The organism is Thermoanaerobaculia bacterium (assembly GCA_018057705.1).
GTDB lineage: Bacteria > Acidobacteriota > Thermoanaerobaculia > Multivoradales > JAGPDF01 > JAGPDF01.
Genome location: JAGPDF010000001.1, coordinates 83,523 through 99,921, shown reverse-complemented (window position 1 = coordinate 99,921; position 16,399 = coordinate 83,523). Strand labels below are relative to the sequence as shown.

15 protein-coding genes are annotated in these 16,399 nt (G+C 69.4%); 9 read left to right on the top strand and 6 right to left on the bottom strand.

The window, feature by feature from the left end:
- Positions 1-169 precede the first annotated feature (169 nt).
- A complete protein-coding gene (locus tag KBI44_00410; GenBank protein ID MBP9142916.1) occupies positions 170-625 on the top strand; it encodes a DUF2383 domain-containing protein in 456 nt (151 codons plus the stop codon).
- Between the two features lie 66 nt (positions 626-691).
- Here KBI44_00410 and KBI44_00405 read toward each other — a convergent pair whose 3' ends face one another.
- Positions 692-1,654 (bottom strand): hypothetical protein, encoded by a 963-nt coding sequence (locus KBI44_00405; protein MBP9142915.1) that lies wholly within the window; start codon positions 1,652-1,654, stop codon positions 692-694.
- Positions 1,654-2,841 carry an aminopeptidase P family protein gene (locus KBI44_00400; protein ID MBP9142914.1) on the bottom strand — a complete coding sequence of 396 codons (1,188 nt, stop codon included), beginning with the start codon at positions 2,839-2,841 and terminating at the stop codon, positions 1,654-1,656. Before KBI44_00400 ends, KBI44_00405 begins: the two co-directional genes overlap by 1 nt.
- Before the next feature lie 73 nt (positions 2,842-2,914).
- Here KBI44_00400 and KBI44_00395 point away from each other — a divergent pair, with 73 nt between their 5' ends.
- Together KBI44_00395 and KBI44_00390 are read left to right on the top strand one after the other, a co-directional pair.
- The gene (locus tag KBI44_00395; GenBank protein MBP9142913.1) at positions 2,915-4,687 is read left to right on the top strand and encodes a protein kinase; all 1,773 of its coding nucleotides are present in this window, start codon (positions 2,915-2,917) and stop codon (positions 4,685-4,687) included.
- Complete coding sequence (locus KBI44_00390; GenBank protein MBP9142912.1) at positions 4,684-5,088, top strand: ACT domain-containing protein; 405 nt, start codon at positions 4,684-4,686, stop codon at positions 5,086-5,088. Before KBI44_00395 ends, KBI44_00390 begins: the two co-directional genes overlap by 4 nt.
- A 90-nt stretch (positions 5,089-5,178) precedes the next feature.
- Here the strand turns inward: KBI44_00390 and rocF are convergent, their stop codons facing one another.
- Positions 5,179-6,081, bottom strand: a complete 903-nt coding sequence (gene rocF, locus KBI44_00385) for an arginase (protein ID MBP9142911.1) — start codon at positions 6,079-6,081, stop codon at positions 5,179-5,181.
- A gap of 224 nt (positions 6,082-6,305) precedes the next feature.
- On the opposite strand from rocF, the gene KBI44_00380 reads away from it, so the two are divergent.
- Positions 6,306-6,854, top strand: a complete 549-nt coding sequence (locus KBI44_00380) for a molybdenum cofactor biosynthesis protein (GenBank protein ID MBP9142910.1) — start codon at positions 6,306-6,308, stop codon at positions 6,852-6,854.
- On the opposite strand, the gene KBI44_00375 is transcribed toward KBI44_00380, so the two are convergent.
- A complete protein-coding gene (locus KBI44_00375; protein ID MBP9142909.1) occupies positions 6,851-7,114 on the bottom strand; it encodes a GlsB/YeaQ/YmgE family stress response membrane protein in 264 nt (87 codons plus the stop codon). The genes KBI44_00380 and KBI44_00375 overlap by 4 nt on opposite strands.
- A 101-nt stretch (positions 7,115-7,215) precedes the next feature.
- Between KBI44_00375 and polA the strand changes: the two genes are divergently transcribed.
- From polA to KBI44_00350, 5 genes are read left to right on the top strand one after another with little or no spacing between them, the layout of a single operon-like run.
- The gene (gene polA, locus KBI44_00370; GenBank protein ID MBP9142908.1) at positions 7,216-9,939 is read left to right on the top strand and encodes a DNA polymerase I; all 2,724 of its coding nucleotides are present in this window, start codon (positions 7,216-7,218) and stop codon (positions 9,937-9,939) included.
- A 4-nt stretch (positions 9,940-9,943) separates the two neighbouring features.
- On the top strand, positions 9,944-11,179 hold the full coding sequence (locus KBI44_00365; protein ID MBP9142907.1) for a tetratricopeptide repeat protein: 1,236 nt from the start codon (positions 9,944-9,946) through the stop codon (positions 11,177-11,179).
- A 55-nt stretch (positions 11,180-11,234) separates the two neighbouring features.
- Positions 11,235-12,095, top strand: coding sequence for a hypothetical protein (locus KBI44_00360; GenBank protein ID MBP9142906.1), 861 nt, complete (start codon positions 11,235-11,237; stop codon positions 12,093-12,095).
- Positions 12,096-12,101: 6 nt separating this feature from the next.
- The gene (locus KBI44_00355) at positions 12,102-13,394 is read left to right on the top strand and encodes an MFS transporter (GenBank protein MBP9142905.1); all 1,293 of its coding nucleotides are present in this window, start codon (positions 12,102-12,104) and stop codon (positions 13,392-13,394) included.
- A 2-nt stretch (positions 13,395-13,396) separates the two neighbouring features.
- Complete coding sequence (locus tag KBI44_00350; protein MBP9142904.1) at positions 13,397-14,830, top strand: 1-acyl-sn-glycerol-3-phosphate acyltransferase; 1,434 nt, start codon at positions 13,397-13,399, stop codon at positions 14,828-14,830.
- Here the strand turns inward: KBI44_00350 and KBI44_00345 are convergent.
- Together KBI44_00345 and KBI44_00340 are read right to left on the bottom strand one after the other, a co-directional pair.
- Positions 14,797-15,393 (bottom strand): nucleotidyltransferase family protein, encoded by a 597-nt coding sequence (locus tag KBI44_00345; GenBank protein MBP9142903.1) that lies wholly within the window; start codon positions 15,391-15,393, stop codon positions 14,797-14,799. The genes KBI44_00350 and KBI44_00345 overlap by 34 nt on opposite strands.
- On the bottom strand, positions 15,390-16,376 hold the full coding sequence (locus KBI44_00340) for an XdhC family protein (protein MBP9142902.1): 987 nt from the start codon (positions 16,374-16,376) through the stop codon (positions 15,390-15,392). Before KBI44_00340 ends, KBI44_00345 begins: the two co-directional genes overlap by 4 nt.
- Positions 16,377-16,399: the final 23 nt, after the last annotated feature.

Sequence of the window (16,399 nt, the reverse complement as noted above, 5' to 3'; positions counted from 1 at the left end):
GATGCAGAACTGCAACTTCGTTGCCACGAATCGATGTTTGCGAAGCGCCGGTTTCGATACCGGGTTCAAAGCCGGTCTAGAGGCCGGGTAGCGTTCGTGGGCGCCACGTCCGGTGCGGCGGCCTGGTACCTGTCGTGCAGAAGGCAGTGGGAGGAGGACCAGCCCGGCTATGCCCCCACACCTTCAGGTCGATGTTTCCAGACTCAATACGCTGCTCAACTGTGAACTGTCCGCATCCGAAATCTACAATCTGGCGATTTCCCGGGTCGGAGATGACCATGCCGAGGAGGCGTTCGAGCTCAGTCGCCTCGCCATCGAACATCAGACGCAGTCGAACCTCCTCAAGGACGAGATCCGCCGCCGGGGTGGAAGAGCCAAGGCCGGGGTGAGCGACTGGAGCCCTTACGCCCAGACCATCGCGGATTCGGAGAACATCTTCGGCGATGTCCTGGCGCTCGATGCGCTCAGGCTGGGCGAATTGCGTGGGCTCGAGGAGTATCGCGCCGTCCTCGCCGATGACTCCCTCGACGAGCCGACGCGCCGCCTGCTCCTCGACTATCTCGTTCCGGGCAAGGAGCGCCACATCGCCACCCTCGAAGCCCTGATCGGCCGCATCCAGTCCTGAAAGCCGAGCCGCTCGATGGTGCACCGCGGCCTGCACGCGTGCGCCGCTCCGGCGGCGAGGCGCGATCTAACCCAGGGGGGTGAAGCGGGCGCGCCAGTAGGCGCGGCGGAGGGCCCATTTGCCGACCGTGGGGGCGCGACGCACGAGCTCCGGTGGGCGGTCCTCGAGGAGGCCCAGGAGCGAGAGTGCGACCGGGAGGAGGAAAGCGACCGGGCGGCGGAAGGAGAGCGGGACTTCGCCCGCGGCGCGCGCTCCCTTGAGCAGAAGCTGGCGGAGCTCCCCACACTCGCGCTCGACGGCGGCACCGACCTCTTCGGGCGTCCTGTACTGCACCGGTTCGGCGAGTGCGCTCTCGGGCAGCGCGCAGTGGTGGCCGCGCAGGTCCTCGGCCAAGGACTGCAGCGCCCGGAGGCGCAGCAGGCCGGCGCCGAGATCGACGACTGCCGGCGTCGGCGCGGCGCCGAAGAGCGCGGTGGTGAAGGCGTCGGAGAGAACATGGGCGCGCAGCGCCAGCGCCTCGGCGGTCTCGGGCCGGCGACGGCGCGCGACGACGCGCGCGGCGTCGAAGAGATCGTCGAGCGCCTGGCGGGTGAAGCTGCGGCGGCGCGACTCTGCGGCGAGGCGGCGCACGAAGCTCTCGTCCTCCTGCGTGCTGCTTTCTCCGCGCAGCGCGCGGGCGATCGCGAAAGCGATGCGGTCGAGATCGTCGACGCGGGATTCGGGGTTACCCGCGCCGGTCGCGGTCGCGAAGAGCGCCCCGGTGAGAGCGAGCAGCAGCGCCGCGCGCTCCTGCTCGCGGGCGGGAAGCAGCTCGAGCGCGCGGGCGAAATCACCGGCGCGCTCGCCCGCCATGCGCAGGCAGCTGCGCAGGAGCGCGAGCTCGTCGCCGGAGCCCGGGGGCCGCGAGAAGAGCCGGCCTGCAGGGCTTTCGGCGCTCCAGGTGGGACGATCGAAGACCGCCGGCCGGCCGGAAGTCTGGCGCGGGCCGGCGACGGCCGGAGTCGTCTCCACCAGTGGGGCCGTGGTCATCAGGGGAGCAGGCGGAGCAGCTCGCGCTGCGGCGCGCCGCCGGTGACCTCGGCTGCCGTCGGCGTGAGCGCGATGTTGACCTCGCTGCGCACGCCGAACTCGCCGGCCAGATAGATCCCGGGCTCGATCGAGAATCCGGTCATCGCGATCAGCCGTCGCGTGTCGTGGGTCTCGAGGTTGTCCATGTTGGCGCCCTGCCCGTGGTCCTTGATGCCGATCGAGTGCCCGGTGCGATGGAAGAAGGCGTCGCCGTAGCCGGCCTTGCGGATCACGTTGCGGGTGGCGTCGTCCACCTCGAAGCCGTGGACGGGAGTCGACGGCCAGCGCTCCTGGACGAGCTCGATCCCGGCGTCGCGCGCGTCGCGCACGATGCGCCAGATCTCCTCCTGGCGGTCCGTCGGGGCCTCGGCGCAGACTCCGCACCAGGTGATGTCGGCGTAGACGCTGCCCGCGGCCTTCTCCTTCGCCCAGAGATCGATGAGCAGGAAGTCGCCGCGCCGGATCGGACTCGCGGTCTCGGGGGTCGGCTCGAAATGCGGATCGGCGCTGTGCTCGTTGACGCCGATGATCGGATCCGCCTCGGTATGCAGCCCACACTGGTCGAAAGCCTCGAGGATGAAGCGTTGCACCCGGTACTCGTCGATCGACCGGTCGGCTCCGAGGTGTGCCGAAACCAGCGCGAAGGCTTCGAGCGCGATGCGGTGCAGATGGGCGTTGGCACGCCGATGCCCTTCGAGCTGGTCGGGGGTCCAGACCGCGGCGAAACGCTGCGCGAGGTCGGCGGCCGAGCGCAGCGAGCAGCCGAACGAGGTCAGGAGCTCTGCCGTGCCGGCATCGAGCCGGGAAACGCTGGGAATCTCGTTGCGCGGACTGTACTGCGCGGCGAGCCGGCCGCAGTCGCGAACGAGGAGCTCCAGCTGCTGGCGATGCTGCTGCCAGGTCGTGTAGAGCGCCTTGGTCCCGGGCAGGTGATCGAGCATTGCGGGTTCGAGCGTCGAGACGAGTTTCCTCGGCTCGCCCTGGCTCGGCACGACGTAGTAGCAGCGCCGGGTCACCAGGCTCCTGTCGGCAAGGCCGAGCAGATCCAGGCTGATCGGATCGTTCGCCTGGAAGACCGCGAAGAACCAGCCGTCGAGCTCGGCCTCGACGAGAGCGGCTTGAATGGCGGAAATTCGGTTGGCGAGCATCGACACCTCGGACCTAATCTTACGCGAATCTGGGGGCCGTGGAAGCGCGCCGGACTCCCGTAGAATCGGCGGCGTGATCCCTCCCGAGAGAATCGGTCGTTACCGCCTCGGCGGCGAGATCGGCCGCGGCGCGATGGGCGCGGTCTACCGCGCGCACGATCCGCAGCTCGACCGCGCCGTCGCAATCAAACTGATCTCGCTCGCCGCGGCCGCCGGCCACGGTGATTTCAAGGAGGCCGCTGCCCGCTTCGCGCGCGAAGCGCGGGTTGCGGCGCGGCTGCACCATCCGAACGTCGTGACGGTGTTCGACTTCGGCGAAGAAAACGACCAGCTCTACCTCGTGATGGAGCTCGTCCCCGGCGAGACGCTCGCGCAGCGGCTGGCGCGTGGCGATTTCCCGGGCACGACAGCGGCTCTCGAGATCGTCGCGCAGACCGCCGACGCCCTGGCTTCAGCGCACCGTGCCGGAGTCATCCACCGCGACATCAAGCCCGGCAATCTTCTGTTGGCCACGCCCGGTGGCGTCAAGGTGAGCGACTTCGGCGTCGCCAAGGCGGTCGGCGAGTCGACCGAGCTGACGCGCACCGGCACGATGGTGGGGAGCCCCGCCTACATGGCGCCCGAGCAGGTTCAGGGTCTCGAGCTCGACGGCCGGAGCGACCTCTTCTCGCTCGGCGTCGTGCTCTACGAGATGCTGATGCAGCGCAAGCCCTTTCCTGCCGATACGCTGACGACACTGGTCTTCCAGATCCTGCATCAGGACCCCTTCGAGTCGGCGACCGTGGCCGGCCGGCTGCATCCCGACCTGGTCGACCTGCTGCGTTGGTCACTGGACAAGGAACGCGACGTCCGGATTCCCGATGCGCAGACGTTCGCGGCTCGCGCTCGCGCCCTCATCGCGCAGTTCGGCCGCTCCGGCGCGCCTTCGGCGCCCGGGGGCGGAACGACTTCGCCGACAGCGCCCCTGCGCGGACGGCCCTCGTCGCAGCCGGCTTGGGTGGCATCCGCCGCCGGCCCGGGAGCCCAGGACGCGCCAGGGGGGCATCCGGCGCCACTCCCGCCGGCGAGCTACGCCACCTCCGCGCCGACCGAGATCGTCCAGCGCCGGCCGAACCGACGGCAGGCCTGGAAGCGCTGGGCCCCCTGGCTCGGGGCCGGCCTCCTGCTCGCCGCTCTGGTCGGCGGTCTCCTCCTGAAACAGCCGTCGCTGCCTCCGGACATGGCGCAGGCGCCCGGCTCTGCCGGCTCGGGCGGAGCCGGAGTGTCTCCGGTCGCTGCCGGGCCGTTGGCGACGTCGTCCGGTCCGGGCGCCCCGGCAACCGAGCCGGCGGCCGCCGCTGCACCGTCTGCCGGCGAAGCGCTGCCGCTCGCTGCCGGACAGCGCATCGAGCAGGCGCGGCCGTCGGCGAGCGAGCCGCAGCCGGTGCCGGCAAGACCCGCTCCGGTGCCAGCCGTGGTGGCCACGGGAAGTGCGGCCCGAGAGGCGCCGAGCGGCAGCGTCGCGGATACGAACGCAGCCGCCGGGGCCGCGGCAACCGTGCCGCCGCCCGCACCCGTGGCGACTCCGGCGCCGCCGATCACGAACGTTTTCGAGTGCCGCAAGGGGGCGGAGTTTCACGTCGATCCGGAGGAGGTCCTGGTCACCATCGACGGCCGGTTGCTCGGCGAAGCCGACGATTGGGACGGCGCCGGCGGCGGTGAGACCTACTTCTTCGCGGGTCCTGGTGAGTACCTGGTCCAGCTCTCCCTCAAGGGCTTCCGCACCGTCTGGGTGAAGGTCGTCGTCACGCCCACAGCCAAACGGGACGTTGTCGACGTCGACACCGAGCTCGAAGAGATCGAGTGAGCCCGCCGGGCGAAGCCGATCTCGGACGCCTTCTCGCCGGCATCGAGCCGGTTCTGCAGGACGGCACCTGGCTCTATTGCACTCTTGCCGGGGACTCGATTCCGGCGGGCTTCGCGCCGCTCGCGACCTTTCGCGAGGCCGAAGGCCTGACACTGGTGCTGCGTCAAGAGGAGGCCGAGCGGCACGGCCTCGAAGGGACCTTCCCTTGCGCCTGGATCACGCTCACCGTGCACTCGGATCTCGCTGCGGTCGGCTTTCTCGCCGCCGTCGCGACGGGGCTGGCGCGCCAGGGGATCCCGTGCAACGCGATCTCTGCCTACCACCACGACCATCTCTTCGTGCCGAAAGCGATGGCCGCGCAGGCCATGGCGACGCTCGCGAAATTCGTGACAGTTACCTAGAAATTCGTGACAGTTACCTATTTTCCGCTCGAACGCTTGCTGGCTGCCAGAGGCCTCCCAAGCGGAAAATGGGTAACTGTCACGAATTTCTCAGAAGATCCGCTTGCCCAGCAGACTCGCGGCGAGCTCGACCATGGTGTTGGCGGTGCGATTCTCGCGGTCGAGAATCGGGTTCACTTCGACGAGGTCGAGGCTGGTGACGCGCCCCGAGTCGGCGAAGAGCTCCATCAGCAGGTGGGCTTCGCGGTAGGTGAAACCGCCGGGTACCGGCGTGCCGACGCCGGGCGCGACCTCCGGGTCGAGCACGTCGGCATCGAAGGAGACGTGGAGGCGCGGGAGACTGCCCAGCCGCGCCAGGGTCTCCTCGGCGATCCGCGGCAGGCCGACGTGATCGACCTCCTTCATGGTGTAGACGGTGACGCCGGCGTTGCGCATCAACCGGGCCTCTTCGCTGTCGAGGTCGCGCACGCCGATGAGCACGACGTCCTCCGGCCTGATCTTCGCCCCCGGCCAGCCGAGGTCGATCAGGCGCCGGTCACCGACGCCGCAGAGGGCGCCCAACGGCATGCCGTGGATGTTGCCCGAGGGCGAGGTCTCCGTGGTGTTGAAGTCGCCGTGGGCGTCGACCCAGATGACGCCGGTGCGCTCGCGGCGGGAGGCGCCGGTCACCGAGCCCATGGCGATCGAGTGGTCGCCGCCGAGGATGACCGGAAAGGTCGCCGCCGGCAGGGCGAGGAGTTTCTCGATCGTCGCTTCGCAGGCGTGGACGATGGCGTCGAGATAGCCCATGCCGCCGCCCGGCTGCGCGTGTTCGACGCCCAACTCCTCGGCGCCCGGCACATCGACGTCGCCCAGATCGGTGACCTCGCAGCCGATCGCTGCGAGCCGCTCGTGCAGCCGGCCGTAGCGGATCGCCGACGGTCCCATGTCGACGCCGCGCCGCCCCTGCCCGAGATCCATCGGTACTCCGAGAATCGCCACTTTTCTGCTCATGCGCTGGATCCTAGCCCGGATTTCTCACCAGCTTTCTACTGCGGCGCCCCATCTGCCCACGCCTGCTGCGTTGCGCTCGGTCGGCGTGCTCGACGGGCCGACCGGCCCGCCTGCGCTCGCCTCGGTCGCGACGCCTTGCAGTCACGGGCATCTGCGACGCCTCGCGACGAATGCTGGTGAGAAGTCCGGGCTAGCAAGGCGGGCGAATCGGCTAGGCTACGTGCATGGTGGTCGGGGAACATCGGTCGCAAGCGGGAAGTCCGGTCCTGGGATTCGCTCTGCTCACAGTGAGTGACAGCCGGAACGAAAGAACCGATAAAGGAGGAGGATTGCTCGCGACGCTCGTCGCCGGAGCGGGGCATCGCATCGTTTCGCGCGGCCTGGTGCGTGACGACATCGGCGAGATCCGAGCCGAGGTCAAGGCGGCGCTGGCGCTGCCGGCGGTCGATGCCGCACTGGTCACCGGCGGCACAGGACTCGCGCCGCGCGACGTGACGATCGAGGCGGTGACGCCGCTCTTCGAAAGGGAGATCCCGGGCTTCGGCGAGCTCTTCCGGATGCTCTCCTTCGCCGAGATCGGCGCCGCCGCGATGCTGTCGCGCGCCGCCGCCGGCCTGGTCTCGGGACGGGCGATCTTCCTCCTGCCCGGTTCGCCGGCAGCGATCGAGCTCGCGCTTCAGCGGCTGGTGTTGCCAGAGATCGGCCACCTGCTGGCGCAGGCCCGGCGGCCCGCAAAGCGCCTGCCGATGGGCGTTCCCGGCGAGCTCGACTAGGTCGACTTCTTCCCGCCGCGGATGATCCGCACCACGAGCAGGAAGAGGATGGCGCCGAGGGTCGCGATGATCAGGCTGTAGATGTCGAACCCCTGGAAGCCGCCGAAGCCCAACTTCGTGGCGACGAAGCCTCCGACGACGGCGCCGACGATGCCGACGAGGCTCGTGGTGATGCAGCCCAGGGCGTCCCGGCCGGGGAGCAGCAGTCGCGCCAGCGCTCCGGCCACGAGTCCCATCACGATCCAAGAGAAGAGTCCCATCTGGACATATTCCGGCATGTCGGTCTCCTTTCGAGCGGTGATCTGCAGTCTAGCCGAACGTGCGCCGCCGGCCTGCCGCGCCCTGGGCTAAGCTTCGGGAAATGGACTCCGAAACGCCTGCGCCGGTCGCCGGACCCGTACCTGCGGCTCCGGACGCGGCTCGCCGCCCCAAGCTCGTCCTGATCGACGGCTTCCACAACATCTTCCGTGCCTTCTTCGCCATCCGGAACCTCTCGAACTCGAAGGGGCTGCCGACCAACGCCGTCTTCGGTTTCGTGCAGATCCTGCGCAAGGTCCTCAAGGACGAAGCGCCGGACTTCATCGGCGTTGCGCTCGACATCTCCGACAAGACCGTGCGCACCGAGAAGTTCGCCGACTACAAGGCGAATCGCGCCCCGATGCCGGACGATCTGGTGCCGCAGATCCCCTACGTCCGCAAGGCGATCGAGGCGTTTCGCATTCCGCGCCTCGAGCTCGACAACTACGAGGCCGACGACGTCATGGGGACGCTGGCGAAGAAGGCTGTGGCCGAGGGCTATGAGGTCGTGCTGGTGTCGGCCGACAAGGACCTGATGCAGCTCGTCGGGCCGCACGTGACCCTGCTCCATACCGGCCGCAACAAGCGCTACGACGCGGCCGCCGTGACCGAGGATTTCGGCGTGCCGCCGGAGCAGGTCGCGGACGTCCTCGCCCTGATGGGGGACGCGGTGGACAACGTGCCGGGTGTGCCCGGAATCGGCGAGAAAGGGGCGCGCCAGCTCGTCGCCGAGTACGGTTCGGTCGAGGCGCTTCTGGCGCGCGCCTCCGAGGTGCCGCGCAAGGCCTATCGCGAAGGGCTGCTCGCCTATCGCGAGCAGGCGATCCTGTCGAAGGAGCTGGTCACCATCCACACCGACCTGCCGATCGAGATCCATCCCGAGTCGCTGCAGCTCGATCCGCCCGATGCGGCGCTGCTGCGCGAGCTCTACACCGAGCTCGAGTTCTTCACGCTGCTCGCCGAGCTCGACGCTGCTTCTGCGTCGGGCTCGCTGCTGCCCGCCTCCGGCGGTGGCGACGTTCCCGCGATCCCAGCCGTTCTTTCGGTAGAGCAATGGGCGGAGTTTGCGGCGGCGGTGGGGGAGAACGTAACGATCGCTCTGGCGGATGCAGGCGTTCCCGTGGCTCCGGTCGCCCTCGCGGTGGCCTCTTCCTCGGGCGACCGGCGCGGCTGGGTCGACCTGCGTTCGCCGGATCTCGGCGCCGCGGTCGTCGTGACTCTCTCGGAGTGGTTCACCGATCCGGCGCGGGAGATCATCGGCTGCGATCTCAAGGAGCTCCTCCGGCTGGCGCCCGCGGCAGGAGAGGTCTGCGTCGCTCGGCTATTCGATCTCATGCTCGCCTCGTACTTGTGCAAGGCATCGGTGCACGGCCACTCGCTCGACGAGATCGCGCTCGAACGCACCGGGTCGAAACTGCGATCGGCGAAGGAGGCCGGGTTCGACAAGGGTGTCGAGCCGGCCTTGGGGGACGAGCGGGTCGGAGCCTGGGTCGCCGAGCGCCTGGCGGCCGTCGAGCGTTTCGCGCCGCTGCTGCGGCAGGAGCTCGGAACGGGGGCCCTTCTCGACCTGTATCGCCGGATCGAGTCCCCGCTCCTGCCGGTGCTCGTCGGGATGGAGGAGGCCGGCATCCGCCTCGACGTCGAGTTTCTGCGCCGGATGTCGGCGGAGCTCGGCGAGGAGATCACGGGTCTCGAGGCGGAGATCTACCGCCTCGCCGGCGAGCGCTTCAACATCCAGTCGCCGCAGCAGCTCGGCACGATCCTGTTCGAGAAACTGAAGCTCCCGGCGGGCAAGAAGACGAAGAAGACCAAGAGCTACTCGACCGGCGCCGAGACCCTGGAAGAGCTCGCCGCGGCGGGTCACGAGCTGCCGCAATACCTGCTGCGCTACCGCGAGCTCTCCAAGCTCAAGTCGACCTACGTCGATGCCCTGCCGCAGCTCCTCGCGGCGGACGGACGGATTCACACCCGCTTCCAGCAGGCGGTCGCGGCGACCGGGCGCCTGTCGTCGGTCAATCCGAATCTGCAGAACATCCCCATCCGCACGGAGCTCGGGATGAAGATCCGCAAGGCCTTCTGCGCCGCGCCCGGGTCGCTCCTGGTCGCCGCGGACTACAGCCAGATCGAGCTTCGCGTGCTGGCCCACATCGCCGGCGAGAGGGCGATGATCGAGGCGTTTCGCAGCGGCGAGGACATCCACCGCTCGACTGCGGCGACCGTTCTCGGGATCTCGGTCGACTTTGTCAACGCGGAGCAGCGCCGCGCGGCGAAAACGATCAACTTCGGCCTCATCTACGGCATGAGCGCCTACGGTCTCGCCCAGGCGCTTGGCATCCCGACCAGGGAGGCAGAGCAGTTCATCGCGGTCTATTTCGCCCGCTACGCCGGCGTTGAAGGCTACATGCAGGAGACCCTGGCGGCCGCCGAGCGCGACGGGCGCGTCGAGACGCTCTACGGCCGGGTGCGCTACCTGCCCGACATCCAGAGCCGGAACTGGAATCTGAAGGAGAATGCCCGCCGGATGGCGATCAACGCCCGCATCCAGGGGACGGCCGCCGACCTGATGAAGCTCGCCATGATCGCCGTCGATCGCCGCCTGCGCGCCGAGCACCGCCAAGCGCGCCTCCTGCTCTCGGTGCACGACGAGCTGGTGGTCGAGGCGCCGGCCGACGAGGCTCCCGCCGTCGCGGAGCTCGTCCGGAGCGAGATGGCCGGGGTGGCGGAGCTCGCGGTGCCGCTGGTCGTCGACAGCGGCATCGGCCCGACCTGGTTCGACGCCAAGGGCTGAGGGTATGAACACCGATGTCCTCGCCGCGCTCCGCGACCGGCTCGCAGCCGGCGACGTGAATGGGGCGCAGTCGCTGCTGCGGGGGATTGGGATCGACCATCCCGCCTGGCTCGAGTCGCGGCGCCTCGCGGCGCATGGGCTCCTCGCCGCCTCGGATCCGGCAGGGGCGCGAGCGATCCTCGACGAGGTCCGCGCGGGGCGGCCGAACTCGCCGTGGGCGCTGCAACTGCTGGCGCGGATCGCGAGCGCCGAGGGCCGCCCCGACGCCGCGGCCGCGCTGCTGTCGCGCCTCCAGGAGCTGCTACCCGACAACGCGGAGATCGCGATGGACTGCGCGCAGATGCTGCGCACGCTCGGCGAGGAGAGCCGGGCGGCGGCGGTCGAGGCCGAGCAGGCCGCCTGGGCCAGGGTGGATGTGGCGACCCTGCCGCTCTGGCTGGACACCGGGTTGCCGCTGGAGGCCAGCAGTCCTGTCGACCTCTACCTCGATCTCCTCGAACGCACCGTGAGCAACGACATCTATCGCGACCCGAGTTTCTCGGAGGGGCGGGTCGGCGAGTATTCGGAAGTGCTCCGGCAGAGCGGCCGCGACCTGCCCATGGTTGCGCACACGATGATCGGCAGGAAGCGCCTGCGGCATCTGCGTCGCATGGTCGAGACGGTTCTCGCCGAAAATGTTCCCGGCGACCTCATCGAAACGGGTGTCTGGCGCGGCGGCGCCTGCATTCTGATGCGTGGAGTGCTCGCCGCGCACGGCGACCCGCGCCGCCGGGTCTTCGCCGCGGACTCCTTTCGCGGCCTGCCGCCGCCGGACCCGCGCTTTCTCGAGGACGCCCTGACCACCTTCGATTTCCATCTGCGTCCCGAGCTCGCGGTCGCGCGCGCCGAAGTGGAGGAGAACTTCGCGCGCTACGGACTGCTCGATGATCGCGTGGTCTTCGTCGAGGGTCTGTTCCGCGACACCCTGCCGGCGCTCGCGACCCAGCGCTTCGCGGTGCTGCGCCTGGACGGGGATCTCTACAGCTCGACCATGGACGCGCTGACGCTCCTCTACGACAGCGTGTCGCCGGGAGGCTTCGTGATCGTCGACGACTACGGCGTCGTCCTCGATGCGCGCCGCGCTGTGCTCGACTTCCGGGCCCGACGCGGCGTGGAGGCGCCCATGACGGCCGTGGACGGGGACGCAGTCTTCTGGCGCAAGCCAGCCGAGGGAGGCGACCCGGCGACGGGTGCGCGCTAGAGCCTCCCTTCTCTCGCGGGGGCCCATGAGTTAGGATTCGCGCCGAAGTTACGCCATGCGCCGCCCACTCCAGATCCTCTCGACCGTTGGCGCTCTGGGCGCTCTCACCGGCCTCGCCCTCTTCGCGCCGGCACCAGCGTCTGCGCAGGCCGCCTACTCGTTCCACGGCACGACCGCCGGAGGATCGATGTTCAATCGCCCGGCGACGCCGCTCGCGCCGACGCCCGCGCTCTCCGGCAAGGTCGTGCGCTACTCGAGCCAGGCGTTCTTCACCAACTCCAACGCCACCTGCAGCTTCTCGAGCGTGCAGGAAGCCGGGTTCGACGGCGTGATCTATCTCTACAGCGGAGCTTTCGACCCGGCGAACCCACTCGTCCACCTCGTGAAGGCGAGCGACAACGGACCGCAGGGCGTCCATTTCTCGGCGTTCACCGACGTCGCACTGCAGGGCAATCAGAGCTATTACCTGGTGACGGCCGGCGCGGAGCCGGCCGCCCAGGGGACGTTCACCAACTTCCTCTCGTGCACCGGGGCGACGCGCATCCTCGCCGGCGACGGCTCGATGCCCTCGTACGACGGCCGCTACGGCGAGCTGCGCAAGGGCCGCTTCCGGATCAGCGCCACCTGGACGAACTTCCAGCAGGTGAGCGGCGTCGGCACCTTCGTGCCGCTCGGCTCCGAGGATTCGGGCATCCTCTGGTTCTTCAGCCCCTCGAACTTCGAGGTCATGATCAAGATCGTCGACGGCTGTACGCTGAACAACCGCTACTGGGTCTTCTTCGCCGCCCTGACCAACGTCGAGTTCCACATCACCGTCCACGACACCTGGACGGACACTTCCAAGGTCTACGACAACGCCCTCGGAGTCTCCGCCGCGGCGATCACCGACAGCAGCGCCTTCGCTACCTGCCCCTGAGCCGGCTTGAGCGCGGAAACGACAGCGTCTCCGCCTCCGGTCACCCGCCGCGAGATCGTGTCGTGGGCGATGTTCGACTTCGCCAACTCGAGCTACACCACGGTCGTGGTGACGGTCGCCTTCAGCGTCTACTTCACCCGCCTGGTCGCGAGCGGGCCCGACGCCGACGCCTGGTGGGGCGGCGGGATCTTCGTCGCCAACCTGATCGTGCTGCTGCTGTCGCCGATCGTCGGGGCGATGGCCGACGAGTCGGGGCGCAAGAAGGTCTTCCTCTTCGTCACCTATCTGTTCTGCGTCTGCGGCACGGCGGCTCTCTGGTTCGTGACGCCGGGGTCGATCCAGCTCGCGCTGGTCCTGTTCGTGATCTCCAACATCGCCTTCTCGTTCGGGGAGAACCTGACCGCGGCGTTCCTGCCCGAAATCTCGACGCCCGCGACAGTGGGACGGATCTCGGGCTTCGGTTGGGGCCTGGGCTACTTCGGCGGTCTCGTCTCGCTGCTGCTCATCAAACCGATGATCGACGGCGGCTTCACGCTCGAGAACCTCCCCCGGCTGCGGATGGTGTGGCCGCTGACGGCGCTCTTCTTTCTGGTTGCGGCGCTCCCCACCTTCCTGTTTCTGCGCGAACGCGCGCCGCGCCGCAGTGAGCCGCTGCTCTACTACGCCCGCCAGGGCTTCGGGCGGCTGCTGACGACGGTGCGCTCGATCGGGCACTTCCGCGAGCTCGCGAAGTTCCTCGGGGTCTTCTTCGTCTACTCGTCCGGGCTGATGAGCATCATCGCCTTCGTCGGCGTCTACGCGGAGCGCACGGTCGGCTTCACTTCGAGCGAGCTCATCTTCCTCTTTCTCGTGGTGCAGATATCTTCGGCCGGTGGCGCCTTCGCGTTCGGCGCCATCCAGGACCGCCTGGGAGCGCGCCGCACGATCCAGGTGTCGCTCCTGCTGTGGATCGGCACCTGTATCGCGACCTACCTGACTTCGAGCAAATTCGCCTTCTGGGTGATCGCGGTCACCGCCGGCCTCGGCATCGGGTCGCTGCAGTCGGCCTCGCGCGCCCTCGTCGGCATGTTCGCGCCGGTCGGCAAGGCGGGCGAGTTCTTCGGTCTGTGGGGACTCTTCGGCAAGGCCGCTTACGCCTTCGGTCCGCCGGTGTTCGGACTCGTCTCGTCGGCAAGCCAGTCGCAGCGGGTGGCGATCCTCTGCACCGGGGTGTTCTTCGTCCTCGGCCTGCTCGGCATGTTCCTGGTCGACGAGCGCCGTGGTGTGGCTGCCGCGGCGGCCTGGAGCGAGCCCGCCTGACCGTGCCCCCTGCCGGGCCCCCCACTTCTTCGAGACCCTCCAGAGGCCGCGCGGCGGTCGATCGGGCGATCGGCCTGCTCTGTCGCCTGATCCTGGCGGTCTTCTTTCGACGCATCGAGGTCGTGGGGGGAGAGCGCATCGGGCGCGGCGACACGCGCTCGCGCAAAGTGCCCCTGGTCGTCGTCGCGAACCACGTCAACGGGCTGGTCGATCCGATGTTCCTCCTGGGGCCGCTCCGCTTGCCGGCCCGCATGCTCGGCAAGAGCACGCTGTGGAAGATCCCGGTCCTTGCGCAGATCTGCGATCTCGCCGGAGTCATTCCGGTCTACCGCCGCCAGGACGAGGGCGTCGACACCGCGAAGAACCTCGAGACCTTCGCGCGCTGCCACGAGGAGCTCGCCCGCGGCGGCATCCTCGCGATCTTCCCGGAGGGCGTGAGCCACGACGAGCCGCAACTGCAGCCGCTGAAGACCGGCGCGGCTCGGATCCTGATCGAGGCCGAACGCCGTTTTGGTCCCCTGGGCAGCCGTATCCTGCCGGTGGGCCTCCTGTTCGAGGATCGGGGGACCTTTCGCTCGCGCGCGCTCGTGGTCGTCGGCCCGCCGATCGACCCGGCCGGGGAGGTGGAGCTCGCGGAGCGCGACGAGGCGACCGCCGTGCGGCTGCTGACCGAACGGGTCGCCGAGGCACTCGAGCGCGTCACGCTCAACTATCGCTCCTGGGAGGAGTCGCGCCTGGTCGAACGCGGGGCGCGGATCCTGGAGGCCGAAGCGCAGGAGCTGCCGCGGGAGCGCCGGCTGGCGGCCGAGTTCGACGCCCGGCGGTCCCTCCTCGACGGACTCGACGCCCTGCGTGAGAGCCATCCTCGCGAGGTGGCGGCGGCCGTCGAGGCGGCGCGTGACTACGACCGCCTGCTGCGGGTCTCGGGCCTCGGCGATGCGCAGGTGATCGCCAGCTATCCGCTCGACCGGCTGCTCGCGGCGCTCGCGCGGAGCGCGGTGAATACCGTCGTCATGCTGCCGGTCGCCCTCCTCGGGGGGCTGCTGAACTTCGTCCCCTTCGTCGCGGTCGAGCTCGTCTCCCGCCGATTCGACGACGAGGAGAATCAGATCGCCACCTACAAGGTCTTTCCCGGGATCGTCGCTTACCCGCTCACCTGGGGACTCGAAGCGGCCCTCGCCTGGCGGTTCTGGGGGCTCGCGTCCGGCTTCGCCACGGTCGTCGTCGCGGCGCTCTCCGGATACATCGCGGTGCGCTTCGTCGAGCGCCAGGAGGCGCTCTGGCGGGAGAGCCGCGCCTTCCTGCTGCTGCGGCGGCGGCACAGGATCGCCGAGGAGCTGCGCGCCCGTCGCGCCGAGGCCGCGCGGCGGATCGAGACCCTGGTCGAGCTCTGGGTCGAGGCTCAGGCCTTCTCGCCCGACAGCAGGCGCCCGTAGTCGGCCGCGTCGTCGATATCCAGCGCCGCGCCCGGAAACTCCACCATTCGAACTCTGTCGATGTTCCCGCGCAGGATCTTCTTCGCGCCGAAGTCACCGCTGAGATCCTTCAGCGAAGGAAAAAAGGACCGGTAAAGGAAGACTGGAGGGCCGAACGTCGTTGACCAGGACGTGGCCGCGAGGCCGGTTTCGGCGCCGGCGTCGAGAATGGCCTTCAGATGCTCGGGGGTGACGAGGGGTTGATCGACGAGGGTGATCAGGATGCCCTCGACGTTTTCGTGCGCGGCGCCGCCTTCGATTGCTTCTACCGCCTGGCGAATCGAGCTCGACAACCCTCGCAGAGGGTCCGGGTTCATCACGAGCGCAATGCCGACATCCTTCATTTGCCAGCAGCCTTTTTCCATCTCTGGGCTGACGACGACGATCCGGGGACGGCACGACGTCGCGCCCAGCGTTTCGACGGCATGCTGCAAGAGGGTCTTGTCGCGATAGGGAAGGAGCGCTTTCGGGCGCCCCATCCGCTGCGAGGTGCCCGCCGCGAGCAGGACGCCTGCGACAGTCACGGCTCGCGGTCGACGGTCGGTTCCGGCGCTGCGTCGGCAGCGCCCGCGCGCGTCCGCGAGAGCGCTCCCGCGCGCGCTCCGGTCATGACGGCCTGGATTTCGGCGGCGATTGCGAGTGCCACCTGTTCGGGCGCTCTTCCTCCGAGGTCGAGGCCGGCGGGGCCGTGCAGGCGCCCGCGCATCGGCGCGTCGAGAGCGAGCCCCTGCTCGGCGAGGTCGGCGATCAGCCGGTCACGCCGTGCCGCGGGCCCGAGGAGCCCCACGTACGGCGCCGGGGTGGGCAATAGCGCCGCGAGCCAGGCGAGATCGTCGAGGTAGTTGTGCGTCATGACGACGGCCGCAGTCCAGGGATCGACCGTCACCGCGCCGGCGAGCTCGTCGGGGCGGACTCCGGCGAAGCATGCGAGACCGGTGAAGCGCGTCGCGGCCGCGGCGGTCGGCCGGGCGTCGAGAACGGTCGTCTCCCAGCCGAGCTCGTCGGCGAACCGGGCGAGTGGCACGCCGTCGCGCCCGGCGCCGGCGAGCAGCAGACGGATCGGCGGCGCGAGCGTCTCGCGCAGCAGCACCTCCTCCCCGAGCCTCGTCACGATCTCGCGCGGAGCGCGGTCGCGCGCGACGGCTTCCAGGGGGTCGAGTGGCGACGGCCCATCAGGCCGGGCCGGGAGCGGTTCGAGGAGCACAGTGATCCTGCCGCCGCAGCCGAGGCCCAGGCCCCAGAGGGCCTCGTCCGGCGAACGCAGGTCGTAGGTGGCGACACCGGCGACGCTGGTGGCCAGCACCTCCGCGGCGCGCAGGGCCAGATCGCGCTCGAGACAGCCACCCGAAAGGACGCCGGTGAGCGCGCCGTCCGGCTCGATGAGCATGCGCGCCCCCTCCCTGCGGTACGCCGAACCCTCGACGGCGACCACGGTCGCCAGTACGGCGCTCTCGCCGCGCTGCCGCAGCTCACGCGCCCGGTCGAGAATCAGTCGCAGCTCGCGCATGACGTTCCAGAGTCGGCGGCGCG

Excerpts from the sequence above, each read along its gene's own strand:
- KBI44_00410 (MBP9142916.1), top strand. The coding sequence starts at position 170 with ATGCCCCCACACCTTCAGGTCGATGTTTCCAGACTCAATACGCTGCTC.
- KBI44_00405 (MBP9142915.1), bottom strand. The coding sequence starts at position 1,654 with ATGACCACGGCCCCACTGGTGGAGACGACTCCGGCCGTCGCCGGCCCG.
- KBI44_00400 (MBP9142914.1), bottom strand. The coding sequence starts at position 2,841 with ATGCTCGCCAACCGAATTTCCGCCATTCAAGCCGCTCTCGTCGAGGCC.
- rocF (MBP9142911.1), bottom strand. The coding sequence starts at position 6,081 with ATGAGCAGAAAAGTGGCGATTCTCGGAGTACCGATGGATCTCGGGCAG.
- KBI44_00380 (MBP9142910.1), top strand. The coding sequence starts at position 6,306 with ATGGTGGTCGGGGAACATCGGTCGCAAGCGGGAAGTCCGGTCCTGGGA.
- KBI44_00375 (MBP9142909.1), bottom strand. The coding sequence starts at position 7,114 with ATGGGACTCTTCTCTTGGATCGTGATGGGACTCGTGGCCGGAGCGCTG.
- polA (MBP9142908.1), top strand. The coding sequence starts at position 7,216 with ATGGACTCCGAAACGCCTGCGCCGGTCGCCGGACCCGTACCTGCGGCT.
- KBI44_00365 (MBP9142907.1), top strand. The coding sequence starts at position 9,944 with ATGAACACCGATGTCCTCGCCGCGCTCCGCGACCGGCTCGCAGCCGGC.
- KBI44_00360 (MBP9142906.1), top strand. The coding sequence starts at position 11,235 with ATGCGCCGCCCACTCCAGATCCTCTCGACCGTTGGCGCTCTGGGCGCT.
- KBI44_00340 (MBP9142902.1), bottom strand. The coding sequence starts at position 16,376 with ATGCGCGAGCTGCGACTGATTCTCGACCGGGCGCGTGAGCTGCGGCAG.